Source organism: Pseudomonas sp. WS 5503 (assembly GCF_012985385.1).
Taxonomy (GTDB): Bacteria; Pseudomonadota; Gammaproteobacteria; order Pseudomonadales; family Pseudomonadaceae; genus Aquipseudomonas; species Aquipseudomonas paracarnis.
The window spans coordinates 65,066-82,618 of record NZ_JAAQWI010000002.1; the positions used below are offsets into that span (position 1 = coordinate 65,066).

General features: G+C 61.6%; 15 protein-coding genes. 5 read left to right on the forward strand and 10 right to left on the reverse strand.

All coding sequences use genetic code 11. The features are described from left to right. Positions 1-196: 196 nt before the first annotated feature. From HBO10_RS06050 to bioB, 9 genes are all read right to left on the reverse strand, one after another. Positions 197-1,966, reverse strand: coding sequence for an acyl-CoA dehydrogenase C-terminal domain-containing protein (locus HBO10_RS06050; RefSeq protein ID WP_034128843.1), 1,770 nt, complete (start codon positions 1,964-1,966; stop codon positions 197-199). 90 nt (positions 1,967-2,056) lie between these two features. Next, positions 2,057-3,346, reverse strand: coding sequence for a GGDEF domain-containing protein (locus HBO10_RS06055; protein ID WP_034128844.1), 1,290 nt, complete (start codon positions 3,344-3,346; stop codon positions 2,057-2,059). A 220-nt stretch (positions 3,347-3,566) separates the two neighbouring features. Then, positions 3,567-5,372, reverse strand: coding sequence for a phenylacyl-CoA dehydrogenase (locus tag HBO10_RS06060; protein ID WP_034128845.1), 1,806 nt, complete (start codon positions 5,370-5,372; stop codon positions 3,567-3,569). Positions 5,373-5,687: 315 nt separating this feature from the next. Next, positions 5,688-5,969 (reverse strand): hypothetical protein, encoded by a 282-nt coding sequence (locus tag HBO10_RS06065; RefSeq protein ID WP_034128847.1) that lies wholly within the window; start codon positions 5,967-5,969, stop codon positions 5,688-5,690. Positions 5,970-6,075: 106 nt separating this feature from the next. Further along, positions 6,076-6,756, reverse strand: coding sequence for a dethiobiotin synthase (gene bioD, locus HBO10_RS06070; protein ID WP_034128848.1), 681 nt, complete (start codon positions 6,754-6,756; stop codon positions 6,076-6,078). After that, a complete protein-coding gene (bioC, locus tag HBO10_RS06075; protein ID WP_034128849.1) occupies positions 6,753-7,565 on the reverse strand; it encodes a malonyl-ACP O-methyltransferase BioC in 813 nt (270 codons plus the stop codon). The genes bioD and bioC overlap by 4 nt, the downstream gene beginning before the upstream one ends. Then, complete coding sequence (locus tag HBO10_RS06080; RefSeq protein ID WP_060763991.1) at positions 7,558-8,289, reverse strand: alpha/beta fold hydrolase; 732 nt, start codon at positions 8,287-8,289, stop codon at positions 7,558-7,560. The genes bioC and HBO10_RS06080 overlap by 8 nt, the downstream gene beginning before the upstream one ends. Beyond that, the gene (gene bioF, locus HBO10_RS06085) at positions 8,282-9,463 is read right to left on the reverse strand and encodes an 8-amino-7-oxononanoate synthase (RefSeq protein ID WP_034128851.1); all 1,182 of its coding nucleotides are present in this window, start codon (positions 9,461-9,463) and stop codon (positions 8,282-8,284) included. Before bioF ends, HBO10_RS06080 begins: the two co-directional genes overlap by 8 nt. A gap of 146 nt (positions 9,464-9,609) precedes the next feature. Then, entirely contained in the window at positions 9,610-10,665 is a 1,056-nt protein-coding gene (gene bioB, locus HBO10_RS06090; RefSeq protein ID WP_014720209.1) for a biotin synthase BioB, read from the reverse strand. Positions 10,666-10,757: 92 nt separating this feature from the next. On the opposite strand from bioB, the gene HBO10_RS06095 reads away from it, so the two are divergent. The 5 genes from HBO10_RS06095 (at position 10,758) to rarD (ending at position 16,500) form a co-directional block, all read left to right on the forward strand. Further along, on the forward strand, positions 10,758-11,495 hold the full coding sequence (locus HBO10_RS06095) for a ComF family protein (protein ID WP_034128852.1): 738 nt from the start codon (positions 10,758-10,760) through the stop codon (positions 11,493-11,495). A 58-nt stretch (positions 11,496-11,553) separates the two neighbouring features. After that, positions 11,554-12,318: a TOBE domain-containing protein gene (locus HBO10_RS06100; protein ID WP_034128853.1), complete on the forward strand. Its 765-nt coding sequence runs from the start codon at positions 11,554-11,556 to the stop codon at positions 12,316-12,318. Positions 12,319-12,397: 79 nt separating this feature from the next. Beyond that, complete coding sequence (locus HBO10_RS06105; protein ID WP_034128854.1) at positions 12,398-14,296, forward strand: PhoX family phosphatase; 1,899 nt, start codon at positions 12,398-12,400, stop codon at positions 14,294-14,296. Between the two features lie 161 nt (positions 14,297-14,457). Continuing rightward, positions 14,458-15,432 carry a serine/threonine protein kinase gene (locus tag HBO10_RS06110; protein WP_034128855.1) on the forward strand — a complete coding sequence of 325 codons (975 nt, stop codon included), beginning with the start codon at positions 14,458-14,460 and terminating at the stop codon, positions 15,430-15,432. Positions 15,433-15,615: 183 nt separating this feature from the next. After that, positions 15,616-16,500 (forward strand): EamA family transporter RarD, encoded by an 885-nt coding sequence (rarD, locus tag HBO10_RS06115; RefSeq protein ID WP_034128856.1) that lies wholly within the window; start codon positions 15,616-15,618, stop codon positions 16,498-16,500. Positions 16,501-16,722: 222 nt separating this feature from the next. Here rarD and HBO10_RS06120 read toward each other — a convergent pair whose 3' ends face one another. After that, complete coding sequence (locus tag HBO10_RS06120; RefSeq protein ID WP_003194815.1) at positions 16,723-17,235, reverse strand: ACT domain-containing protein; 513 nt, start codon at positions 17,233-17,235, stop codon at positions 16,723-16,725. Positions 17,236-17,553 lie beyond the last annotated feature (318 nt).

The following is a 17,553-nucleotide window of genomic DNA, read 5'->3' on the forward strand; positions in this document are numbered from 1 at the left end:
GATCGGTTTTACAGACGTCGAGTGTACCCGAACAACTTTTCAGACACATAGGGTCCGTTCGTGACCATTAAGTATTTACCAGTCACACAAGGAAGCTTTCCTGTAGGAGCGAGCTTGCTCGCGAAAAACTCACAGGCGCCGCGTTCATTCAGCAAGCACGCGTTATCGTTGACGTTCTTCGCGAGCAAGCTCGCTCCTACAGGGAGAAAGCGTCAGCTGGGAGACTCATCAGGCATTCGCTCCCTGCCTCTACCGCAGCACGGTGCATGGCCGTACGCGGCAACAAGCGCTTGAAATAAAAGTCGCAGGTCGCAAGCTTCGCCTGGGCAAACTCTTGGTCGTCCTGGCCGTGCGCCGCGATCGCCATGCGCAACCACAGGTAGGCGAGGATGATGTAACCGCTGTACATCAGGTAATCCATGGCCGCCGCGCCCACTTCATCAGGGTTTTTCATCGCCGCCGTGCCGACCTTCAAGGTCAGTTCGCCCCATTGCTGGTTCAGCTCATTGAGTTGCGCCACATGGGCCTTGAGTTGCGCATGCTCGGCATTGGCCGCGCAGAACTTATGCACAATTTTGGTAAACCCACGCAGCAACTTGCCCTGGCTGGCCAGCACCTTGCGCCCGAGCAGGTCCAGGGCCTGAATGCCGTTGGTGCCTTCATAGATCGGCGCAATCCGTGCGTCACGGGCCAGTTGCTCCATGCCCCACTCGCGAATATAGCCATGACCACCGAATACCTGCATGCCGTGGTTGGTCACCTCCAGGCCGGTTTCGGTCATGAAGGCTTTACAGATCGGCGTGAGGAAGGCCAACAGGTCCTCGGCTTCCTGGCGTTGGCCAGCGTCGCTGCCAAGGTGCGCGGTATCGAGCAGTTGCGCGGTGAAATAGGTCAACGCGCGGTTGCCCTCGTTGAAAGCCTTCATGGTCAGCAGCATGCGGCGTACATCGGCGTGCACGATGATCGGGTCAGCGGCTTTCTCCGGGGCCTTGGCGCCGGTGAGCGAGCGCATCTGCAAGCGGTCGTTGGCGTACTTGATCGCGCCCTGGAAGCTCGCTTCACCGTTGCACAGGCCCTGCATTCCCGTGCCCAGGCGGGCGTGGTTCATCATGGTGAACATGCAGTTGAGGCCCTTGTTCGCGTCGCCAATCAAATAGCCTTTGGCGCCATCGAAGTTCAACACGCAGGTGGCAGAGGCCTTGATGCCCATCTTGTGTTCGATGGAGCCGCAGTGCACCGCATTGCGCTCGCCGGAGTCGGCATGGAACTTGGGCACGATAAACAACGAGATGCCCTTGGTACCCGCCGGCGCGTCCGGCAGCTTGGCCAGCACCAGGTGGATGATATTGGCGCTCATGTCGTGCTCGCCGGCCGAGATGAAGATCTTGCTGCCGGTGACCGCGTAACTGCCGTCCGCCTGCGGCACGGCGCGGGTCTTGATCAAGCCCAGGTCGGTGCCGCAGTGGGCTTCGGTCAGGCACATGGTGCCGGTCCATTCGCCAGCGGTGAGCTTGCTCAGGTAAGTGGCTTTCTGTTCGTCGGTGCCGTGGGCGTGGATGGCCGACATCGCACCGTGGGTCAGGCCCGGGTACATGCCCCAGGAGGTGTTGCTGGAGCCGATCATCTCGCTTAACACCAGGCCGAGGGAATGGGGCAGGCCCTGGCCACCGTAGGCCGGGTCTGCCGCCACGCCGTGCCAGCCGCCTTCCACATACTGGGCAAAGGCTTGCTTGAAGCCTTTGGGAGTGGTCACCACGCCATTATCGAAATGGCAGCCCTCTTCATCGCCGCTGCGATTGAGCGGCGCGAGTACGTTTTCGCAGAACCTGGCGCCTTCTTCGAGGATCGCACTGACCATGTCCGGGCTGGCATCCGTGGCGCCCAGGTCAGCGTAGTGGCCGTGGAAATCGAATACGGTGTCGATCAGAAAGCGCATGTCGCGCAAGGGAGCTTTGTACTCAGGCATGGCAATGTCTCCGGCAGCAGATAGGGTTAACCTACTGCCGGCCGTGGCCGTGGACAATCACTGTAGCGCTGCTGAATACACCGCCATTACTCAACCGGCAGCGCTCTCCATGCGCACCGCGCCACGGCGGGTTTGCCCGGCGGCGACCACACAATTACGCCCCGCGCCCTTGGCGGTGTAAAGCGCCTGGTCGGCGGATTTGAGCACCTCGTCGGGGCTGCGTTGTTCGGCCTGGCGCTCGGCCACACCGATGCTTACCGTCACCGACACGCTGGACGCGCCGCTGCCGGCACGGCGCTGGCGGCCTTGATGATCGTCCTGGGGGCGGTCCGGGTTGCGCAACTTGATGTCGTAGCTGGCGATGATCTCGCGGATCTCCTCCAGGTGCGGCATGCACTCATCCAGGGTCTTGCCGGCAAACACCACGGCAAACTCTTCACCGCCGTAACGATAGGCCCGCCCGCCGCCATTGACCTTGGACAACTTGCTCGCCACCAGGCGCAGCACCTGGTCGCCCACATCGTGGCCGTGGGTGTCATTGAAACGTTTGAAGTGATCGACGTCGCTCATCGCCAGCACATAGTTGCGACCTAGCCGCTGCATGCGCTCGTTGAGGGCACGTCGCCCCGGCAAGCCGGTGAGCTCATCACGAAACGCCATTTGATACGCCTCGTGCGCCACCCCCGCAGCGATCATCAGCATCACCTGGCTGCACATGATGTTGAGGGTGAACGGCAGGATGAAGGTTTGCGGCAACATCCAGAACATGCCCAGCAACCCCACCAGTTGTGCGGCGTGCAGCGGGCGCGGCTGGTACCAGTATTGGGCGGCCAGGGTGAGAAAGCCGATCAGGAACATCGGGTAGGAAAGTTGGATCAGGCTCATCCAGGCGCCATGCAGCATCGGCCAACGGATCTCTGCCAACCAGCCCAGCAAGGCCTGGGGAAAACTTTGCTCCAGGGCCAGCGCCACACTGCCCACCGCCAGCAGCACCGCACAGCGGGCGACGAAGTCGCGGAACAGATGGGTCTTTTCCTGCCACAGCGCATAAATGCTGAACAGCAAGGGCAACAGCAGGCAGCACAGGTGGAACACCACGGCAGCGTCTTCACGCACGCGGCCATTGTCCCGGTAGAAGTCGGTCTGGGTATCCAGCAGGTAATAGGCGACGTAAACCGTGACCATCAAGAACAGTTCACGCTGGCGTCGATACACCGCGCAATAGGCGCCGCCGAGCAACAGCACCAGGGTGGGCAGCACGTTGAACAGCGAGGTGAAGAAGACGCTGAGGTCCTTGACGTATGCAGCCGAGAGCCCGGCCAGCAACAGCAGCAGCGAAGGGAGAAAATGGCTGAAACGTACAGCGGACACGCGTGACAAGGGTAAAGCTCCGACCCGCTAACGAATAATGGCACTGTGCCGCCAAGCGATCAGTTAAGCACAACCGACCGAGCATGTATCACATTGCCATCACTGTAACGGCAGCTCATCATAATCCCTGAGTGCAGGACTGCGGTTTTTTAGACGCGCTCCCACACAAATGCAAAAAAACCGCCGCATCCCGAGGGAGGCGGCGGTTTCTAGAAGAACCTGGTAAGGCTTAGTAAGCCAGGCCGAAATCTTCTTCTTTCATGTCCATCAGGTTGTTGGCGCCCGACAGCATGGTTGCCACGTGGGTGCGGGTACGCGGCAGGATGCGCTGGAAGTAGAAGCGCGCAGTCTGCAACTTGGCGGTGTAGAACGCCTCTTCGCTGGTGCCGGCGGCCAGTTTCTCGGCGGCCAGGCGTGCCATGTCGGCCCAGAAGTAAGCCAGGCAGGCGTAGCCGGAGTACATCAGGTAGTCCACCGAGGCAGCACCGACTTCTTCACGGTCTTTCATCGCGGCCATGCCGACCTTCATGGTCAACTCGCCCCACTCTTTGTTCAGTGCCGCCAGCGGTGCAACGAATTCTTTAACCGCGTCGTTACCTTCGTTGGCCTGGCAGAACTTGTGCACGATCTTGGTGAAGCCCTTGAGCGCTTCGCCTTGGGTCATCAGCACTTTACGGCCGAGCAGGTCCAGCGCCTGGATGCCGGTGGTGCCTTCGTACAGCATAGAAATGCGGCTGTCGCGCACGTTCTGCTCCATGCCCCACTCAGCGATAAAGCCGTGGCCACCGTAGATCTGCACGCCGTGGTTGGCCGATTCAAAACCGACTTCGGTCATGAATGCCTTGGCGATCGGGGTCATGAAGGCCAGCAGGGCATCTGCCTGTTTCTTGGCTTCGTCGTCGGTACCGTACTTGACGATGTCCACTTGCTTGGCAGTGAAGTACACCATCGCACGGTTACCTTCGGCGAAGGCTTTCATGGTCAGCAGCATGCGGCGTACGTCAGGGTGCACGATGATCGGGTCAGCAGCTTTATCTGGCGCTTTCGGGCCGGTCAGGGAGCGCATTTGCAGGCGATCACGCGCATATTTCAAGCCGCCCTGGAAGCCGATCTCGGCGTGAGCCAGGCCTTGCAGCGCGGTGCCCAGGCGAGCGGTGTTCATAAAGGTGAACATGCAGTTCAGGCCTTTGTTCGCCGGGCCGATCAGGAAACCGGTGGCCGCGTCGAAGTTCATCACGCAGGTGGCGTTGCCGTGGATGCCCATCTTGTGTTCCAGGGAACCACAGGTGACCGCGTTGCGCTCGCCCACAGAGCCATCGGCGTTGGGCAGGAACTTGGGCACGATAAACAGCGAGATGCCTTTGGTGCCAGCCGGTGCATCCGGCAGGCGGGCCAGTACGATGTGGACGATGTTGTCGGCCATGTCGTGTTCGCCGGCCGAGATGAAGATCTTGGTACCGGAGACTTTGTAGGAGCCGTCAGCCTGAGGCTCGGCCTTGGTGCGCAGCATGCCCAGGTCGGTGCCGCAGTGTGGCTCGGTCAGGCACATGGTGCCGGTCCATTCGCCCGACACCAGTTTGGTCAGGTAAGCCTCTTGCTGCTCGGGGGTGCCGTGTTCGGAAATAGTGTTCATCGCGCCATGGGACAGGCCAGGGTACATGCCCCACGACCAGTTGGCTTCGCCGACCATTTCGCTCACGGCCAGGCCCAGGGATTCCGGCAGGCCTTGGCCACCGTGCTCCACGTCGTGGGCCAGGCTTGGCCAGCCGCCTTCGACGAATTGTTTGTAGGCTTCTTTGAAGCCCGCAGGGGTTTTAACGCCTGACTCACTCCAGGTACACCCTTCGATGTCGCCCACGCGGTTCAACGGTGCCAGTACTTGCTCACAGAACTTGGCGCCTTCTTCGAGGATGGCGTCGACCATGTCCGGGGTAGCGTCCTGGCAAGCCGGCAGGCTCTGATAGTGCGCTTCATAACCGAGCAGTTCGTCACGAACGAAGCGAATATCACGCAAGGGGGCCTTGTAGTCAGGCATAGCGATAAACCTCTGCTGATGTAGCTGGGATGAACAACCGCGTGGATTTGTTATGGCGGTCAAACAGGTGTTTGAAACATACGTTTACGACCCAGGGTTGTCAAGCGTCGGCCAGATGCCGTTTGTCTTGACGCGGGTCAGCCAGGCACGGCGAGGCCTGCGGCGGGATGCCACACAGAGTTTTAGGAAAGATGAAGTTTTTTGTAGGAGCGAGCTTGCTCGCGAAGGACATCAGCACACCGTGCTAGTCCAGGCGGTACGCGTTATCGTTGACGTTTTTCGCGAGCAAGCTCGCTCCTGCAGGGTAGGACGGGATCAGGCGTAGGTATCGATCAACGTACCGAGCATTTCATCCGAAGCCTTGGCGACTTTCGCCCCCAGCTCGACTTGAAACTTGCCCTGGGCCATTTCCACCATGTTGCTCGCCGAATTGGACGCTTGGGCGCGGTCATTGGCTTGCAGACGGTCGCTTTGCGCGGCCGATGGCTGGGTGGTCGCGGCGCTGGCAATCTTGCCGGCCGCCTGGTCGACACGGTTCTGCCCGGTCTGAATGCTGCTCAGGCCCGAATAAAACGCACTGCTTCCAGAGATTTCCATGGCGTAAGCCTGCCTTTAGAGAATCGTGAAGCCCGATTGAACCAGACATCCTGGTAAAAGGCCCGTCAAAAACACTAATGGCATATTGCCTTAGCGATAGCCAAAATCAGTCAAGCAGGTCCAGTTCCAAGTACTCGGCAACCGCGCCAGCCCCGGCGTGCTTGAGTTTCGGCACTCGCCCCAGGCAAGGCGCGGGCAGGCGCTCAGCCAGGGTGGCGAGGTTTTCTTCCAGACGAGAGGTCTTGGGGTCGATGATATTTGCCACCCAGCCCGCCAGCGGCAAGCCATCCCGTGCGATGGCTTCGGCGGTGAGCAACGCGTGGCTGATGCACCCAAGGCGCACGCCTACCACCAGGATCACCGGCAGTTTGAGCGCCATGGCCAGGTCCGACAGGTTGGCCTGGTCGGCCAAGGGCACGCGCCAACCGCCTGCCCCTTCGATCAAGGTGAAGTCCGCGCCCCGTGCCAGGATCTGCTGCATCGGCTTGAGCAGCGATTGCACCGTGAGGCCGACGCCCGCCTCGCGCGCTGCCAGATGCGGCGCGATAGCTGGCTCGAAGGCCACCGGGTTGACCTCGGCATAACTGAGCGGTACTGAACACTCGGCCAGCAACGCCAACGCATCGGCATTGCGCAGCCCCTGGGCCGTCAGTTGGCAGCCCGACGCCACCGGCTTTCCGGCGGCCGTGCTTTTGCCGGAGAGCCTGGCGGCATGCAACAGGCCAGCGGCGATGGTGGTTTTGCCAACATCGGTGTCTGTACCGGTGATGAAGTAAGCGGCGCTCATAACGGTTTCTCCAGTACGGCATACACCACTTGGTACGTGGCGGGCAGGCCCTGGGCCTGGCGGAACTGCTCGTAGGCCTCTACCAGCGCGACAATCCGCGCACGGCCCGTCAACCCGCCCGGGCGGCCTGGGTTGAGGTTGTGGGCGCCCAATGCCTTGAGTTCATGGGTCAGGCTGCGCACATCGGGGTAATGCAATACGTGGGGCTGTCGCTCCAGGCTGATCACGCGCAAGCCACTGGCCGCACACCGTTGCTGATAAACCTCGAAGGTGCGGAAGCGATTGACGTGGACCAGGCCATCCGCCGCCCGCCAACTCTCGCGCAACTCATCCAGGGTGCCTACGCACAGGCTGGCAAAGGCCAGCACGCCACCTGGTCGCAGCACACGCCGGGCTTCGCTGAGCACCGCATCAAAATGGGCACACCACTGTACCGCGAGGCTGGAGAAGAGCAGCTCAACGCTGTCAGCTGTAAGCGGCAAGCGTTCTGCATCACCGGCTATAAAGTGCGCGGCGCCACCCAGCGGACGCGCGTGGTTGAGCATGCCCTCGGCAATGTCCAGCGCCACACCTTGGCTACCGGGCAAACGCTCGCCCAGTACGCGACTGAAGTAGCCCGTGCCGCAGCCCATGTCCAGCCAACGCTGTGGCGCCAGGCTGTGCGGCAAACGGCTGAGCAGTTCATGCCCGACCGCACGCTGCAACTCGGCCACACTGTCGTAACTGGCCGCCGCACGGGAGAACGAGGCCGCAACCTGGCGCTTGTCCGGCAAGCCCCCTGGCAAGGGCGGGTGGGATAGGTCAGTCATCAACACACTCATGCAAAAAAGCCTGGATGGCCCCGGCAACTCCGTGAGGGTCTTCCAGAAGAAACGCGTGACCGGCCTGTTCAATCAGGCCGATTTCTACATCGGGGAGCAAGGCCAGCAGGTCACTGGCGGCTTCAGCAGGCACCAGCCCATCCAGGCCGGCAAACAGGTGCAACTGCGGCCCACGAAAGGCCTGCAAGGCAGCCCGCGTATCCAGTTGGGCCAACAGCTCCAGGCCGGGCATCAAGACGCAGGGGGAGGTATTCGGCGCACCGCTGACCAACAACCGCGACAAGCCGCGCGGGTCTTCGGCACCCTTGGCACACAACAGCCCAAAGCGCTTGAGCGTGACCTGGGAATCGGCATGGCAGCCGGCCAGAAATGCGTCGAAGGTTTCCGTAGGCATCCCATGGGGCCAACCGTCATGGGCGACGAAACACGGGTTGCTCGCCAGGGTCAGCAAGCCGCAGCACCGCTCGCCACGGCGCGCCGCCAACTCGGACGCGAGCATGCCGCCCAGCGACCAGCCCCCGAGCCAGGCATTGTCCGGCAGCGTCGCATCGAGCTCATCGAGCCATTCACCGAGTTCGCTGGCCTGCAGCGCCGGCAAGGGTTCGATCTGTACCTGTAAATGCTCGTTCAGGCCGTGCAGCGCAGCGGCCAACGGTTCCAGCGGTGACACACCCAGGCCCCAGCCCGGTAGCAGGATCAGTCGATTACGCATAGCCGGGCTCCGAGGCGTCTAACAAGCGAAAACACGCTTGCAACCCGTCTAACAATAGCTGCAACTGCGCTTCGCTGTGGGCCGCCGTCAATGTCACCCGTAGACGGGCACTGCCGGCGGGCACGGTCGGTGGGCGAATGGCAGTCACCATCAGGCCGCGCTCGCGCAGCATCTGCGAGAGGCGCAGTGCCCGGGCGCTGTCGCCAATCAGGATCGGTTGGATCGGCGTAAAGCTGTCCATCAACGCCAGGCCTATCTGCTCGGCGCCGCGACGGAACTGGCGGATCAACGCGTTGAGGTGCTCGCGTCGCCAATGTTCGCTGCGCAGCAGTTCCAGGCTTTTGAGGGTGGCGCAGGCCAGTGCCGGTGGTTGGCTGGTGGTGTAGATATACGGGCGTGCGAATTGGATCAGGCTCTCGATCAAGTCCTCACTGCCGGCCACGAAGGCCCCGGCGGTGCCGAACGCTTTGCCCAAGGTGCCAACCAGCACGGGCACGTCGTCCTGGCTCAAGCCGAAATGCTCGACGATACCGCCGCCATTGGCGCCCAGCGGGCCGAAGCCATGGGCGTCATCCACCATCAGCCAGGCCCCTTTGGCCCGGGTTTCACGGGCCAGCGCGGGCAGGTCGGCGAGGTCGCCATCCATGCTGAACACACCGTCGGTGACTACCAAGGTATTGCCGGTGGCTTTCTCCAGGCGCTTGGCCAGGCTGCCCGCGTCGTTATGCAGATAGCGGTTGAAACGCGCACCGGACAGCAAACCGGCATCCAGCAAGGACGCGTGGTTAAGCCGGTCTTCCAGTACCGTATCGCCCTGCCCCACCAGCGCCGTGACCGCGCCGAGGTTGGCCATGTAGCCAGTGGTGAACAGCAAGGCACGCGGGCGACCGGTCAAGTCAGCCAGGGCTTCTTCCAGCTCATGGTGCGGTGTGGCGTGGCCCACCACCAAGTGCGAAGCGCCACCGCCCACGCCCCAGCGGGACGCACCGGCGCGCCAGGCTTCGATCACTTGCGGGTGATTGGCCAGGCCGAGGTAATCGTTATTGCAGAAGGCCAACAACGGTTGCCCGTCCACCACCACGTGCGGGCCTTGGGGGCTCTGCAGCAAGGGGCGCTGGCGGTAAAGATGGTCGGCACGGCGGGCAGCGAGGCGCGCGGCGAGATCGAAAGACATGCTGGCCTCGATTTAACAGGTTCAACTCAATCCAAGGGGGGAGCTGGCTTGCCTGCGATAGCGGTCCTTCTGACACTTCAATACTGAAAGTGCCGCCGCCATCGCAGGCAAGCCAGCTCCCACACCGGAATGCATTCCAAAGGTGGTTACACCACAGCGTTGTAGAACTGCTCGCTGCTCTTTTGCTCCACCAACGCCTGCTCGATCGCCGCCTGATGCACTTCATCGGCATGCTCTTCACGGGCTTCGGGCAGGATGCCCAAGCGTGCGAACAGTTGCATATCCTTGTCCGCCTGGGGGTTGGCGGTGGTCAGCAGTTTGTCGCCGTAGAAGATCGAGTTGGCGCCGGCAAAAAAGGCCAGGGCCTGCATCTGCTCATTCATGGCTTCGCGGCCAGCCGACAGGCGCACGTGGGACTGCGGCATCAGGATGCGCGCCACCGCCAGCATGCGGATGAAATCGAAGGGGTCGATGTCATCGGCGTTTTCCAACGGCGTGCCCGCCACTTTCACCAGCATGTTGATCGGCACCGACTCCGGATGCTCCGGCAGGTTGGCCAACTGGATCAGCAAGTTGGCGCGGTCGTCGAGAGACTCGCCCATGCCAAGGATGCCGCCCGAACAGATCTTCATCCCCGAGTCACGCACGTACGCCAGGGTTTGCAGGCGCTCGCTGTAGGTGCGGGTGGTGATGATCGAGCCGTAGAACTCCGGCGAGGTGTCGAGGTTGTGGTTGTAGTAGTCCAGGCCGGCCTGGGCCAGGGCTTCGGTCTGGTCCTGGTCAAGGCGACCGAGAGTCATGCAGGTTTCCAGGCCCATGGCCTTCACGCCTTTGACCATTTCCAGCACATAGGGCATGTCTTTGGCCGACGGATGTTTCCATGCCGCGCCCATGCAGAAACGCGTCGAACCGATGGCCTTGGCACGTGCGGCCTCTTCGAGGACCTTCTGCACCTCCATCAGCTTCTCTTTTTCCAGGCCAGTGTTGTAGTGGCCCGACTGCGGACAATATTTGCAATCTTCCGGGCAGGCGCCGGTCTTGATCGACAGCAGCGTCGACACTTGCACGCGGTTGGCGTCGAAATGCGCGCGGTGCACGGTCTGCGCCTGGAACAACAAGTCGTTGAAGGGCTGCACGAACAGGGCTTTGACTTCAGCTAAAGACCAATCGTGACGCAGGGTGGCAGAGGTGCTGGCGCTCATGGGCGATTCCTTGATTATGCTTTGGCAAGCGCTGCGGGAAAGGCAATACCCACAGGCACGACACGGATGCTCGGCATATTTAAGGAAGATTCATGCACTGTCAACCTGAGCACAAACACCAAGTTTACATCTGGTTAAAAAGCATACAGACTTGTTTGATCTGCGATGAGTGCATCGAATCAGACGAGCCCCTGTGCAGCGCCTGCGAAACAGAATTGCCATGGCTGATGGAACAGTGCGAACGCTGCGCACTGCCCTTACCCATGGACGGACTGCTCTGCGGCCAGTGCCAAAAACAGCCACCGGCCTTTCACCAGGTGGTCGCGCCATGGACCTACAGTTTTCCCGTGGACACCCTGATCAGCCGCTTCAAGCATCAGGCGCGTTGGCCGCTGGGGCACTTGCTGGCGCGCCTGCTGGGGCAGCACTTGCAACATCGCTTCGATAACGCCGAACTGGAGCGCCCCGACTGCCTGCTACCGGTGCCGATGGCGCGCAAACGCCTGCGCGAACGCGGCTTTAACCAAGCGTTGATGCTGACCCGCTGGCTCAATCACGCCCTCGACATTCCCTTTGATGACCACGCGCTCTTACGCCCCCATGAAACCGTGGCGCAGCAAGACCTCGATGCCAAGACCCGCAAACGCAACCTGCTCAACGCCTTCGCACTGGCCCCCGGCATCCAGGTTGCCGGGCAACATCTGGCGCTGGTAGACGACGTCCTCACCACCGGCGCCACGGCCCACAGCCTGGCGCGCTTGTTGATAAACGCCGGCGCGCGCCAGGTGGATGTGTATTGCCTGGCCCGTACGCCCAAACCCGGCAGCTGACTTGACTCCCCTGCGCCAGCGCGGCAACGTCGGCGCATCTCACCCAAGCGTATCTGCCATGTCTGTGCCCAGCCCTCTCAGCCAACACATCATCCGCCGCCCCCAGCGTATTGCCTTGCTGGGGCATATCGCCGAGCAGGGCTCCATCACCCGTGCGGCCAAGAGTGCCGGGTTGAGTTACAAGGCCGCCTGGGACGCCATTGATGAACTGAACAACCTGGCGCAAAAACCGCTGGTGCAACGCAGCGTCGGTGGCAAGGGCGGTGGCGGCGCCAAACTGACTCAGGAAGGCGAACGGGTGCTGCGCCTCTATCAGCGCCTGCAACTGCTTCAGGCCGAGATCCTTGGCTCGGACGAAGCGGCCAGCGACTTCAACCTGCTGGGCCGCTTGATGCTGCGCACCAGCGCGCGCAACCAATTGCACGGCCAGGTCAGCGCCATAGAGAGCCATGGCCACAACGACATGATCCGCCTGCAATTGGCCGGCGGCCTGCACCTCGACGCACAGATCACCCACGACAGCACCCTGCGCCTGGAACTGCAGACCGGTGTGGAAGTAGTGGCCCTGATCAAGGCCGGGTGGCTTGAATTACTGGCGGACGGACAAGCTGAAACACTTGGACACAATTGCCTGGAAGGCAGGATCGAGACCATTCTCGCCGCCGAAGACGGCCCCAGCGAGGTGCGTATTGCGCTAGCCAACGGCCAAGTGTTGTGCGCGCTGGCGCCGCCCGTCGCACTCAAGGCCATTAATGCAGCGCAGGGCCAGCCAATCCGCGTGCAGTTTGCACCCAGCCATGTATTGCTTGGCACCCCGGTGTAACGGGCGCGCGTCTTCAAGCTGCAACAATTCGGTCACAAGCGCTGCTTAAGGTGTCTGCAAAAACCTTAAGGAGCCTGTGATGAGCCTATTAGAAGAAAACCAAGCCACCGACCTTGAACAGATGGTGGGCCTGACCCGCCGTCGCTTTATCGGCGCAGGCGCCCTGTGCGGCGCCGCGATGTTTCTCGGCGGCAACCTGCTGAGCCGCAGCGCCCTGGCCGTGAATGCCGCTACCGCCAGCCCGTTGCTGGGGTTCACCAGCATCGCCGCCGCCACCAGCGACACCATCACCCTGCCACCGGGCTACAGTGCTTCGGTGTTGATCAGTTGGGGCCAGCCCCTGCACAACAACGCCCCGGCTTTCGACCCGTCCGGCCATGGCACCGCCAAGGCTCAGGAACAACAGTTCGGCGACAACAACGACGGCATGAGCCTGTTTCCATTCCCCGGCGACGACAACCGCGCGCTGATGGCGATCAACAACGAATACACCAACTATCGCTACCTCTACGCCCACGGCGGCGCGCCACAATCTACCGAAGACGTGCGCAAAGCCCTGGCCAGCGAAGGCGTGTCGGTGATCGAAGTGCGCCGCAAGGGTGACACCTGGCAGTTCGTCCAGGATTCGCGCTACAACCGGCGCATCCACGGCAATTCACCGATTCGTTTGAGTGGCCCTGCCGCCGGCCATGACTGGCTGAAAACCGGCGCCGACAAGAGCGGCAAAAAAGTCCTCGGCACGTTCCAGAACTGCGCCAACGGCAAGACGCCGTGGGGCACCTACCTGACCTGCGAAGAAAACTTCACCGACTGCTTCGGCAGCAGCAACCCGCAGCAAACCTTCGACGCAGGGCAGAAGCGCTACGGCGTGGTGGCCGCCAGCAAAGACATCAACTGGCATCAGCACGACCCGCGCTTTGACATGGCCAAGAACCCCAACGAACTCAATCGCCATGGTTGGGTGGTGGAAATCGACCCGTTCGATCCGCAATCCACCCCAGTCAAACGCACGGCCCTGGGGCGCTTCAAACACGAAAACGCGGCCCTCGCCGAAACCCGTGACGGTCGCGCCGTGGTGTACATGGGCGACGATGAACGCGGTGAATTCATCTACAAGTTCATCAGCCGCGATCAGATCAACCACAACAACCCGAAGGCCAACAAAGATCTGCTCGACCACGGCACCTTGTACGTGGCGATCTTCGACGCGGGCGACGGCAACGCCGACCACCCCAAGGGCAAAGGCCAGTGGGTTGAACTCACCCATGGCAAAAACGGCATCGACGCCAGCAGCGGTTTCGCCAACCAGGCCGAGGTGCTGATTCATGCGCGCCTGGCCGCCAGCGTGGTGAAAGCCACACGCATGGACCGCCCGGAATGGATCGTGGTCAGCCCCACCGACGGCCAGGTCTATTGCACCCTGACCAACAACGCCAAGCGCGGCGAAGAGGGCCAGCCGGTGGGCGGCCCCAACCCACGGGAGAAAAACGTCTACGGCCAGATCCTGCGCTGGAAAGCCGGCGCCGATAACCACGGTGCCACGGACTTCACCTGGGACCTGTTCGTGGTGGCCGGCAACCCCGGCGTGCATGCCGGCAACCCCAAGGGCGGCTCGTCCAACATCAACCCGCAAAACATGTTCAACAGCCCCGACGGCCTGGGCTTCGACAAAGCCGGGCGCCTGTGGATCCTGACCGATGGCGACTACAGCAACGCCGGCGACTTTGCGGGCATGGGCAATAACCAGATGCTGTGCGCCGACCCGAGCACTGGAGAAATCCGTCGTTTCATGGTGGGGCCGGTGGCGTGTGAAGTGACGGGGATCAGCTTTTCGCCGGACCAGAAAACATTGTTCGTGGGCATTCAGCACCCAGGGGAAACCGGTGGCTCGACCTGGCCGGAACACCTGCCCAATGGCAAACCGCGGTCGTCGGTGATGGCGATTCGGCGGGATGATGGCGGGATCGTAGGCGCCTGATAGACCGCTATCGCAGGCAAGCCAGCTCCCACATCTCGATGTGTAAATACATGCCAGTGTGGGAGCTGGCTTGCCTGCGAAGGCGTCCGCACAGCCACCGCCTATCTATGCTGTTACCATACCCGGCCGGACGCGGCGCCCTGCTGCGCGCAGGAGTTCGCATGGCCCACCCGTTTGAAACACTCACCCCAGACCTGGTGCTCGACGCCGTCGAAAGCATCGGTTTCCTCAGCGACGCGCGGGTTCTGGCGCTCAACAGCTACGAAAACCGCGTGTACCAAGTGGGCATCGAAGACGCCGAACCGCTGATCGCCAAGTTCTATCGCCCCCAGCGCTGGACAAACGAGGCGATCCTGGAAGAACACCGCTTCACCTTCGAACTGGCCGAGTGCGATGTACCGGTGGTCGCCCCGTTGATCCACAACGGCGAGAGCCTGTTCGAACACGCAGGTTTCCGCTTCACCCTGTTTCCCCGCCGTGGCGGCCGCGCGCCGGAGCCGGGCAACCTCGATCAGCTTTACCGGCTCGGGCAACTGCTGGGGCGTTTGCACGCGGTGGGCTCCACCCGCCCGTTCGAACACCGCGAAGCCCTGGGGGTGAAGAATTTCGGTCACGACTCCCTCACCACCTTGCTTGAAGGCAACTTCATTCCCAAAAGCCTGTTGCCGGCCTACGAGTCCGTGGCCCGCGACCTGCTCAAACGTGTGGAAGAGGTTTACAAGGCCACGCCGCACAAGAACATCCGCATGCACGGTGACTGCCACCCCGGCAACATGATGTGCCGCGACGAGATGTTCCATATCGTCGACCTGGATGACTGCCGCATGGGCCCGGCGGTGCAAGACCTGTGGATGATGCTGGCTGGCGACCGCCAGGAATGCCTCGGCCAGCTCTCGGAACTGATGGACGGCTATCAGGAATTCCACGACTTCGACCCGCGCGAACTGGCGCTGATCGAGCCGCTGCGCGCCCTGCGCCTGATGCACTACAGTGCCTGGCTCGCACGACGCTGGGACGACCCGGCGTTTCCCCATAGCTTTCCGTGGTTTGGCAGCGAGCGGTATTGGGGCGACCAGGTGCTGGCGTTGCGTGAGCAACTCTCGGCGCTCAATGAAGAACCGCTGAAACTCTTCTGAACGCGTTCCATCATCGCGCCCACGCTCTGCGTGGGCGCGCATCCTGTGACGCTCCGCGTCACGATTTAAGAACAAACGCAGAGCGTCCAAGGCGGCGTTACCACGCAGAGCGTGGGAACGAGCGTTGTCTGACAAATATCCTTACAATTGCGCTTTGTTAGCTGCCTGAGCAAGGATTCTGCAATGCAAGCCGCCAACCCCCGCAAGGGGTACATCCTGGGCCTGAGCGCCTATGTCATCTGGGGTCTGTTCCCGCTCTACTTCAAAGCCATCGCCAGCGTGCCCGCCGCCGAGATCATTGTGCACCGCGTATTGTGGTCGGCACTGTTCGGTGGGCTGTTGCTGATGGTGTGGAAACATCCCGGCTGGTTTCGCGAACTGCGCGACAACCCCAAGCGCCTGGCGATCCTGGCCCTCAGCGGTTCGTTGATCGCCGCTAACTGGCTGACCTATGTGTGGTCGGTAAACACCGGGCGCATGCTCGAAGCGAGCCTGGGTTACTACATCAATCCGCTGGTGAATGTGCTGCTGGGCATGCTGATCCTCGGCGAGCGACTGCGCCGTTTGCAATGGGTGGCGGTGGGGTTGGCAGCGGTAGGTGTGGCGCAGCAGGTGTGGCAAGTCGGTAGCCTGCCGTGGGTGTCGCTGGCGCTGGCGCTGACGTTCGGCTTCTACGGTTTGATCCGCAAGCAGGCGCCGGTCAAAGCGCTGCCAGGCCTGGTGGTGGAAACCTGGATGCTGGTACCCATTGCCGTCGCCTGGTTGCTGTTCAACCCGACCGCCCACAGCGCGCAACTGGCGTTCTGGAGCACCTCCGAAGCCTGGTGGCTGGTGGCCGCAGGCCCTGTGACGCTGATTCCCCTGGTGTGCTTCAACGCCGCTGCACGACACTTGCCCTACACCGCCCTGGGCTTTTTGCAGTATGTGGCGCCGACGCTAGTGTTGCTCGAAGCCGTGCTGTTGTTCGGTGAACACCTGGCGCCGAGCACCCTGATCGCCTTCGCGTTCATCTGGGCCGGGTTGGTGGTGTACAGCCTGGATGCCTGGCTGACCGTGCGCAAACGCTGATCAAATAACGTACAAACCTCTGCAAGCCACGGCTTTCGTGGCTTGCAGCGTTCCACCCAAAGGTTATCCACAACCTGATCCCCGCCATTTGTGCACAAGCCCTTGAAACTGCTCGTTTTTTGCTCAACTTGCGCAGAAGGCCGGCGTGCGTGGCCTGGCGTCGGGTTTCTACAGGTTATCCACAGGCCCATGCAAGATTTCCCTGCATAACCTTGTGGATCGTTATTCCTCCTGACGCAACTCCACCATCAAGTCATCGGCCAAGGTTTCCAAAGCCTCTTGCAGGGTTTCCAGCGACAGCGTGGCCGGCACTTGCAACAACGCCTCGGCATTGAACAGCGGATCACCGCTCATGGGCGCCGGGCGCACATCGGTGCTCAGGCGTTCCAGGTTGACGCCCTGCTGGCTCAGCAGCGCGGTGATCTCACGCACGATGCCCGAGCGGTCATTGCCCACCAGGGTCATCAGGATCGGCTTGGACGCCGATGCCTGCCCGCTGCTGCCCTCACCCACCAACACGCGAATGCCATGGGTGGATAAATCCTCCAATGCCCCCACCAATGCCTGTCGCTGCTCGCTCGGCACGCTCACCCGCAGGATCCCGGCAAACTGCCCGGCCATGTGCGCCATGCGGCTTTCCAGCCAGTTACCACCATGACTGGCAATGTTCTGCGCGATGCGTTCAACCAGGCCGGGTTTGTCGGCGGCGATAATAGTGAGTACAAGATGGTCCATGGCGCAGTCCCTCGGTTGGTTGATCCTCGATTATAGACATGCCGCGTATATCCAGAAGGTACGCGTGATCGTTAACGTCCATCCCAGGCAAACCAGCTTCCACCGACAAATCGTGTACCATTTTGATATTTATCTGGAACAATCCAATAGTTTTTTGAGAACATCCGGTTCTCCGCTGTGACCGTACGACCAAAGTGGGTCGCTAAACGACGTATTTAGTCTAATTTTCACAACCGCAAGTCATCATGTAGTATGCCCAACCGTGCACTACATAATGAAAATCTGAAAAAGCGCATAAGCTCCGCAGAGTGAGGCAAG